Here is a 9,105-nt window from a genome sequence, read left to right as displayed (position 1 = left end):
TGCGGGTATTGTACGGGTTGAAACTCAGGCTGGCGGGCACGACTGGGCCGCGGAGGTCATTGGCTTTGATTTCCGGCAAGGCGAGGCTGACGGTGTACTGGCCGGTGCGGGGGTCGACACCGGACTGCACGAAACTGAGGAAGTTGAAGGCGTTGGAGTGGACCGCGGTCTTGGCGCTCATGGATAGGTCTCTGGTCTGTTTCGAAAAGCTGCTCACTGGGATGTCAGTGAAGTCGTGTATAAATAAGCCGAGACTGAGTTAGTCATAAATCACTTGGACGCAACTTAAGTTTTTGTCGATCTTGTTGGCGTCTTTTATATATTTATTTGTTAGCGTAACGCCAGGCTGGATAGGGGTGTTTAATGGGTAGTCTGCAAGGTTTCTCAGATCTATCATCTGGGTGTTGGTTGGATTTTTAATGGTTCTTAGATATAGCGTAAAATTATGGGTCTCGCTGGATTGGCAGCCACCGGGTTTACCACCGCGTAAGTAACTCCAGAGGCGGATAGTGACGGCTGAGCGCACGCCATCTAATTTAATAAAGCGAACCCGGCTATGATCGCAAGGACGAATTCCAGGTCCGCCAGCATAATAACTAATCTCAAACACTTGGGGTGATGCGTCGACGCCACATTGCTCAATGCCGTTTTCGTAGATGAATGTTATTCTTCCAGGGTTCGTATCGGTTGTGCTTTCCGTACCTGCCAGCGATGGCGTCGCGTGCAAGAAAAAAATAGCCAGGAATGTATTGAGTACAGCTGAGTTTAAATTGTTCATGGAAGGCCTCGATCATAAAATTTATAGGTCGGGCAATAAAATGCCCGCTGAAGTGAAGTCAGACGTAAAGCCGCAGAACGTGAGGTATGTTTGCTCGGCGAGTAAATTACAACATGAATTTTGGATGTCGAAAGTTGGTATTTCTAGCCGTTGAAAAATGTGAGCGTTCGTGGCTATTTGTTTAATTGTATTCCAATTTGACTAAGGCGGCGGCTAACGAAAAGAGGATTTTCTACGCCCTGGAAAATAAGCCCAGGCACATAGACTTTTCCGGCAGGGGCATTCATTAAATATCTAAACGTCATGCTTGGCGTGTTGACATTATCTTTGATGGTCCTGAGGTTGATGGCGCCGTACTTTTGAGAATCAACCTCTGTCGTAATTCTAATCGAGACGGCTGAGCGAACCCCTTCAAGCGAAAATGTGTCATCGATGGTAACGCCTCGGCAACCGCTAGCGTCTCCTCTGCCTATCGAATATATGGTTTCTTGTATTAGTAAGCGACAATTTTCGAATACCAAAAATCCAGTACTGGTCGCAGATGCAACTGGCGTAGGATCAACGGGCGCGGCGAAAATTTGTCCTGCCATCAATAAGCTCCCTGTGAATATTAATGCGCGATGCCAAACTCGAATGATGTTCATATATTGATCTCCCTAAGTAGTAATGCACTTGGCTCATAAAATAGAAGCCCGGTTGGAGTTAACCATAGAGTATTTTTCAGGTCTGTAAACCTAGCAGTTCTGTTAGGTAGGCAAGTCGAAAATTAAAGCGTAAAAACACCTCCGTCGAAGCAATTATTTTTACGGGTCGGGTGACTGCCCACTGATCAACGATGGAGTTCCGAACATGACAGCGGTTACGTATCCCGCACCGAAAGTCCCTTTTCTGGATGCCGATAATGCGCTAGACCTTGCACAGTTGGACACGGGAAGCCTGGTTACCCATGTCTGGTTTCCGGACATAGAAACATACGTGGGACATTTCATTCTTGTGAACTGGCGAGGTTGTACGGCACAAGGTGACGCTATTGATAGCGTGGCAGGTGTTGCCTATCCCATTGATGACACCCTGACGCCTGAAGGGCTCCCGATTAGCTTCCCCAATGACTCGCTACAAAGATTGGATCAGGGCTGGGTGTTTTATTCATACTCAGTCAAGGACCCCATGGCGCCCACACCGGGACCCGAATCAAAACGATTGTTTTTTTACGTCGGAATACGTCCTTCGCTCACGTCGCACTTGCCTGTTCCACTGGTTCGCGAATCCCATGATCTGGCATTGGATCCTGACGTAAGAGTATTACCCTCCGATGGCGTCACGGTAGCCGTACCGCCGTATGCGGCTATGGCGAAGGGCGATAAAGTCACACTGCAATGGCACGGCTTCGACAGGAACGGTGTCCCAAGGCCCTTTAATCCCGTCTGGGAGGTGACAGACGCGCAGGTCGGTCGGCCATTGACGCGACTGGTGGAAAGATCTCGAGTCCTGCTGATTTCAGGCGGCCGGTTGGAGTTGAGTTATCGCATCGACTACGCGGGGGGAGGCGAACCTAGCGTTTCTGCGCTGCAAACCCTGCAGATTTTGGCGCCGGCTCTGCCGCGTCTACCTGAACTGGCGATCGATGGCCACGGCGCAGGCCCTATCGATCCCGTGCGTTTTCCAGGGGGCGTGACGTTGCGGGTTGCGTTACACCCCCAGGCTCGGGTGGGTGACACTGTACTGGTGAATGCGACTGTGAGCACCGGCACCAATGCGGCTGTCTCGGTGCGCCTCGACCCCTCGACATTCGACAGCGGTACCCTGACATTGCAGCTGGAGCATTCTTGGCTGGTGGCCAACAATCGCAAGAATGCGGAGCTCACCTACCAATATGCGCGCCCAGGTAGCGTCTTGTCCGGTGAACCCCTGCGTTTGCTGATACGCCAGCCGCTGGATATTCCAATGCCGAGCCTCGAGGACGCTGTACCGGAGCCAAGTGACGAGCCGAATGAAGGCCGAATGAACGCGGCAGATACCACAAGCGGCAGTCGGGCGAGTGTGCGCCCCGAGGCGATTGTCGATGAAGCCGACACCATCCATTTGTATTGGGGTGAACCTGGCACGGCGGGCCATAGCGTGGTGACGACGCCGGTTGCAGGCAACTGGCGAGCATTCGATATTCCAAAGAATGCCATTGCAATGAACATGGGGGCGGGTGTCAATTCGCGTGAGCGGTTGAAAGTGTTCTGGCGGGTTGTTCCCAATGGCGAACCGCCGGAAAACTGGCAGGACTCCGACCCCTTCTGGTTGAAGATCGTGCCATTCCCCCTGGATCGTTTCCCGACCATTCAGTGTGTACCGGCAGCAGGCACCTCTGAGCTTTCTCTTGAACGGATCACCGATCCCAAGGGGGCCGAGTTCAAGCTAGGACGTTGGGCGTATATGGCGCAAGACCAAATCCTCAATATCAAGGTCGTAGGGACGGATTATTATTTAATCAAGAATCATCCCCTTACCGAAACCGAGGCACTAGCGCCGCACATTTCTTCGTGGCTGCCCGAATCGTTTCTTCGGACTGAAATCGGGATCGGTAACAAGTTCAAGGTGGCGGTCACAGTCAGCTTTGATGAAGGGCGAACACATACTGCCTTCAAGGACTCTTCCGAGCTGACATTGCGTGCCTGACACCTGATGTTGAACCTTGCATTGTAAAGACTGCGGTTCTGTATTGAATCGTTCGGGCGATCGAAATAATAAACTCATTGAAAGGGATGCATCATGGCCAACTCAAAAAAAGAACTGCTGGAATGGCTGGCACTTAAACCGAGGACAGCCGGTTGGGGCGCAGTGGTCGCTTATGATCGCAGCAAGTGCAATACCTTGTTGCTGCAGGACTACATTAACAAATTCACCGTCAATAGTTATCTGGAGCCGATCAATGAGCCAGTTGCCGTTGGCGATGCCAACTGGCAGCACCTCAGCGACTGGGTTACCGATGTGCCACGACTGTCTTTTGAAGACAGTTCGAAGGCGGCGGGCGGCGAGGCCAATATGAAAATGGCGGTCATCGGCGGGACACAGGTTTCTATCGACAATACAGTCGGTCACAAGCGCGCGATTGCGGTGCACTCTATCGATGCGCTCGATCATCCCGACCTCATTGCCGAAAACGTAGTGTTGTCGAAAATCAGTGGCCAGGTCGGTAAGGACACCGGACAAGTGGTTCTCGATCTCGGCGCCGCCGAGGCAGCAAAAGGGGAGTGGCAGTTGACGTTTGCCAACTCTTCATATGAACGCCGTATCGGCGGTGAATTCTTCAAGCAATACTTCAAGGGCGCAGACAAGGAAAAAAGGCTCTATCACCTTGGAAAGATTGCCTATACCGATCAGCAATACCTGAAGCCGGCATCCTTCAGGCTGCGGACCATCACGGCGCAAGGCGCAGAGCTCAATACGGCAGATAATTTTGGTGACGGTGCGGTGGAGCTGTTTATCTGCATGGAGGGTGATCAGGAAGGCGGGACACCGCCTACTGACGACTGGAGGAGCTTGATTCCGAATAATGGGGGCGGGGAGTATGACTCGGCCATGTTGCTGAGTAATTATCTGCTGATGCGTAGAATTATTGCTGAAGGCATGAATGGCATGTTCTCTCATGGCGTAAAGTTTTCTGAAACCTATGATGATAGAAATTTTCTAAATGTGCTCAAAGCTCAGCCGAGCATTGGCGTATTCTTTTTACCCGGGTTTGTGGGACATACGGATTCTTATATCGTTGAGGTTTTGAAATTTGCTTTTCCTGCTGCGAATAACGACAGCGATGGACTCTCTATAACAGTGCAGGATGATCGTACAATTCGATTTGGCTGGGGGGACAGCAGCGTTTATCGTCAGCAGAAGTGTTTGGTTAAAAGGAGGGGTGGGGAAGAGGATTCAGACGAGTATACGATGAATATCGCATTGCAGGTGAACGCGGACATCGAGTTTGTTGTTGATGCGGATGCTGGAGGTGTAGTGGCGAAAGTAAAAAATCTACTGGTGGATATGAAACTCAGTGCGCGATATGTGCCGATTCCGGAGGTGGCAACCTATCTTGAATCCGCTCGAGGAGAGTATGCAACGACGATAAAAAGAGCACTTGACGATACCACTGGACTGCTTTTCGGTAAAACTATTGAGTTTAATACGTTTGTGCTCAACAGTATTCTGTTCGCCGGTCATGAAACTATAAAACAAAAGAGTGCGGAATTTCCCGGCGATATGGTTGTTTTTGGCAAGGTCGTCAACCCTTTTACTGTTGCCCCCCTGGAACATTTGATGGGCCACGGTGCCACGCATCCATTCACCGTCTCAGGAGACTTCGCCGGCAAAGTCAAATGGAGTGTGGCAGCCATTCCCGGCAGCACTGGCGAGATCGGGAGCATTGACGAGGACACTGGACTGTACTCGTCGCCCGCCCTCGCTGACATTTCTGGCACTTTCACCCGAGTCAGGGTCACGGCCACTGCGTCCAATCACAGCAGTTCGGCCCTGGTGACCGTGGTCGCCCGGGACATCACCGTCAACCCGGTCGTGCAGATTTGCAGCGCCTCCACCTCCGAAGCGCCCGTGACTCGAGTATTGTCGGCCCATACTCTGGGCGAGGGTATCCTGGAATGGAAGGTCAAACGAGGCACTGGCACCATCCCGGCCAGGGGCGGGAGCGACGGTAAAAACACTTATACCGCAGGCCTGAAAGACCCCACATTGGAAGGTTCTTTCCTCATCGATGAAATCGAGGTCATGAACCTCGCGACCCGTAAAACCCAAACGGCCTATGTCGTTGTTACTCATTATCAAGCGGGTTTGACTATTACTGTCGATTTGGACAACTCATCTTTCCCGGAGGGTAAGGCGAAATTGATAGCCCAGGATAATCGTGAGAAGCCCGTGACTGCCGTCTGGGAAGTTTCAGCGGGGAACGAGGGCATCGACAGCGACGGTTTATACACGGGCGATCCGGACGGGCAGCAACGATTTGCACTCATCACCGCACGCCAGGCCAATGATGCCAGCAAAGAGGGCTGGATTATTTTGCCGTGGCCACTCTTTGAACTCCCCAATAAACCGGAACCAATCGACAATCTGTAAGTTGAATTGAACATCAAGCTACAGTCTTCAATATACGCTAATTATACTACTTGGGAGCATTATCATGGCTGGTAACTCGCGTGCCGATATTGTGCGGCAGATGAAACAAGGTTCGATTACGCAAGGGTGGGGCGCTATTACCGTGTTCAACCGCACTCGTCTCAATCGGATATTGCTACAACAATGGATCGACAAGTACGATGGCTCTGGCTACATGCCGCCGTTCTCCGGTAAAGCATTCACTAATGATCTAAACACCGAATATGCAGAGCTGCGCGACATTGTTTTAGCCTCGCCGCGATTGTCGTTTGAAACTGCAGATTTCACCAATTCCATTGCCACACTCACGTTGAACATCCTGTCAGGCAGTTATACCGCGTATAGTGTCGGTGATGGGTTCGACTCAGTGCTGTACAGTTATACCATCAGTGAAGCCCATGGTTTTACCGTGACGATCGACGTCGATCTGGCAATTGTAACCGGTGAAATCGACGATCTTGGACGGGTTATTCTGGATCTGTCCCGGGTGCAGAAAATCGAATGTAACCTGGCCAGTACCCCGGCGGCTCGCAAATGTCTCGGCGAGTACTTCCAGCAACGTTTCGACGAACTGCCTCCTCACCGGCGAGTCTTTGAATTGGGCATGCTCGATTTGCGAGGCTACAACCCGCTGACGCCGAAGCGATTCGAGATGCGGACCCAGCCGGCTCCAGGTGGCAATGACGTCAAGTCCTCGACGTATCGCGATGGAGCGGTGGTGGTGTTTATCCAGCTCAAGGCCAGTGAGCATGGTGGTGGAATCCCCCCGCGGGATTTTCCCTATCTGATTCCGGATGACCAGGACGCCCAGGGTGACATGTATTCGGCGACCTTGATCCTTTCAAAGGAATTCGTGCCCTACGCGGATGAGGACAAACTGGTACTGATACACAGCCTGTTGTTCCCGGGCGAAGATAACGTTTTTATCGAACGGGATCGGGAAGTACCTTATGACCTGGCGGTGTTTGGCAATATTGATCCTTCGCGTACGGCCATTACCATCAATCCACAGTTGCATAGTCTGCAGGCTGGCAGCAAACCATTCCAATACCAGGCCTTGCGAGACGGCAAGCCTCTGACGGGTGTGCGCTGGAGTGTGCGCAGCCTGAATACGCATAAGTCTGCCGGCGAAATCGGGCTGACCAGTGGTTTATACACGCCTGTGGCGTTCGATCAGGCAGGCCGGGAAACGGTTCGTATCGTGGTGACGGCCTCATATACCGATCCGGCCACCGCTCAGGGTCATCAGGTCTGCGCCTTACTGCTGGTAACGTCCGAGGCAATGGCCATTTCCCCTTCGGCCGTGCGGCGTTTTGTGCGCAGTGAACCGCAACCTGTGACCTTCGTGGCATCGGCGTTGAATGGCGCCGCGTTGTCCTGGAGTGTCCCGCAGCACGGTTCACTGGTGGCTGCTGGCAATACGGCCATTTATACGCCGCCAACCGACCCCTTGGCGGAAGATGTGGTGGTGCAATGTATTGAAGCCAGGGACACCGTGACCGGAGAGAGCGTCCAGGCCTCGGTCTTGCTGCTCAGGTTTGTCCCTGATTTTGATGTCTCGCCCGGGTTTACTCGAAGTGTCAACCGCGGGGCAGATCTGCAGTTGAAAGAGAACCACAGAAATACGCAGCTCAAACGCCGCTGGACGGTTCTGGGTGAGGGCGACGTTTTGCAAAGTGGACTTTATAAGGCACCGGCGACATTTTCCAATCCTGTTTCGGTTGTTGTATGTGAACTGCTCGATGACATGGAAGAAGTCCAGTATTACGGCTACAGCATCGTGCAGCTGACAAATGCCGTTACGGAGCCGACCTGGAGAATCATAAGCACGTTCAACATCAGTAAGGTGGTCGGTCGCGCGTATGCCAATGGTATGCAACAAATGCAGGTCAGAATCGAGGTAGCGACCGAGCCCGTGGATGGTACGACTTACCCATTGAGCGGCGATGAAGAAGCCAGCTTGAGGTTGGTTTCGAAGGCAACCCCCAGTCACATGCCCTTTATCGAAGAGGAAGGGATCGAGTACGGTAGTCCGCTACGTTGGGCGTGCAGGTTGGAACCGAATCGTTTCCATCAGCAAGAGAAGGAACCTGTTTCCCGCGACGACCTGTTCAACCACGTAGATAAAAGCCTCTATGTGCATGTTCGGGGCCAGGGTCCAACGGACACCCCTGGTAGCGAACGATATGTCGCCATGTTTGTCGCTGACAATGACAAGGGTGATTTTCGCTCGGATTTGTATCCGAGCCCGAACGAAACAGAGGACGAGGGCCATGTCACGCTGACGCCGATGCCAATCCCGACCAAGATAGCTGATCATTACAGTTTCAAGGATGTGCGTGTGGCAGGCGGTGGAGCAGGCGGCGTCGGTCGGCCGACGGGGCCTGGCTGGGATCCGCTGCCACCGGGGGACAATGACTTCGATTATTTCCTGCGTACTACCGATTACTGGCGTGTGGGATATCAGCGTGAGGGACGTATTCCCCTTTTGTTTACCCGGTGCATTTTCGAGGGCCCTCGCTCTCTTGTGCAGTGGGAGAGTACCTATGGCAACGAGACGATGTTCAGCTATACCGGCTATTCTTTTAACGAGTTCAACGCTGGCGATGAAGGAAAGCCGGAGAACAGAGTTATAAAATTCGACGATGCTCTTGATAAACGAAATGCGCCAGTGCTGAAGCGGGAGTATGAATCCGACCAGAATCCGGTATCGGGTGAATTACTCATTACATTAAGTCGTGTCGATGATCTGCGTCGTTCAACTGCAACTGATCTCGAAAAGTTAGACAACACGGCGATGATCGTGGATTTGGTGGATCTTGAGGGGAACCGTCATCGTCTTAACATACATTTGATTCGTGGAAATCGAAACAAGTTGGAATTGAACGTTTTGACCTGATTAACGCATTAACAGGGTGCGTGGCAATTTTATTGCGGCGCACTTTCCTGACTGCCATTTTTCAACAACTATTGTTGTCCAGTAGAGGTACACCTCATGAGCGCCAAGACCGCGGTCCACTCCAACGCCTTCAACTTCCTCAGTTTCGTGCAATCCGGTGTCGACCCCCGTACCGGCCAGTACACCGTCAACCTCGCCTTGCCGGAAATCAAAGCCAATGACCTCAGCGGCCCGGTCGTGCCCCCCAGCCTGAGTTTCAACCCGTACAATACCCGCG

The 9,105-nt window shown here is 52.4% G+C and carries 7 protein-coding genes; 4 read left to right on the top strand and 3 right to left on the bottom strand.

All coding sequences use genetic code 11. The annotated features are described in order from the left end of the window. The 3 genes from BZ163_RS01000 to BZ163_RS00990 all read right to left on the bottom strand — a co-directional run. Window positions 1-181: hypothetical protein (locus BZ163_RS01000; RefSeq protein ID WP_143510983.1), on the bottom strand; the 181-nt coding region annotated here is incomplete at its 3' end. A 78-nt stretch (window positions 182-259) separates the two neighbouring features. Further along, entirely contained in the window at window positions 260-778 is a 519-nt protein-coding gene (locus BZ163_RS00995) for a hypothetical protein (protein WP_128869443.1), read from the bottom strand. Between the two features lie 173 nt (window positions 779-951). Further along, a complete protein-coding gene (locus BZ163_RS00990; protein ID WP_128869442.1) occupies window positions 952-1,422 on the bottom strand; it encodes a hypothetical protein in 471 nt (156 codons plus the stop codon). A gap of 205 nt (window positions 1,423-1,627) precedes the next feature. Here BZ163_RS00990 and BZ163_RS00985 point away from each other — a divergent pair, with 205 nt between their 5' ends. The 4 genes from BZ163_RS00985 to BZ163_RS00970 all read left to right on the top strand — a co-directional run. After that, window positions 1,628-3,445, top strand: coding sequence for a hypothetical protein (locus tag BZ163_RS00985; RefSeq protein WP_128869441.1), 1,818 nt, complete (start codon window positions 1,628-1,630; stop codon window positions 3,443-3,445). Between the two features lie 93 nt (window positions 3,446-3,538). Continuing rightward, window positions 3,539-5,890, top strand: coding sequence for a hypothetical protein (locus BZ163_RS00980; protein WP_128869440.1), 2,352 nt, complete (start codon window positions 3,539-3,541; stop codon window positions 5,888-5,890). 64 nt (window positions 5,891-5,954) lie between these two features. After that, window positions 5,955-8,828 carry a hypothetical protein gene (locus tag BZ163_RS00975; protein ID WP_128869439.1) on the top strand — a complete coding sequence of 958 codons (2,874 nt, stop codon included), beginning with the start codon at window positions 5,955-5,957 and terminating at the stop codon, window positions 8,826-8,828. Between the two features lie 96 nt (window positions 8,829-8,924). Continuing rightward, window positions 8,925-9,105 (top strand): hypothetical protein (locus BZ163_RS00970; protein ID WP_143510982.1); only part of this gene is annotated, 181 nt, incomplete at its 3' end.

Source organism: Pseudomonas sp. VI4.1, assembly GCF_002029345.1.
In the GTDB taxonomy this organism is placed as follows: domain Bacteria; phylum Pseudomonadota; class Gammaproteobacteria; order Pseudomonadales; family Pseudomonadaceae; genus Aquipseudomonas.
This window is presented reverse-complemented; position numbering and strand designations above follow the sequence as displayed.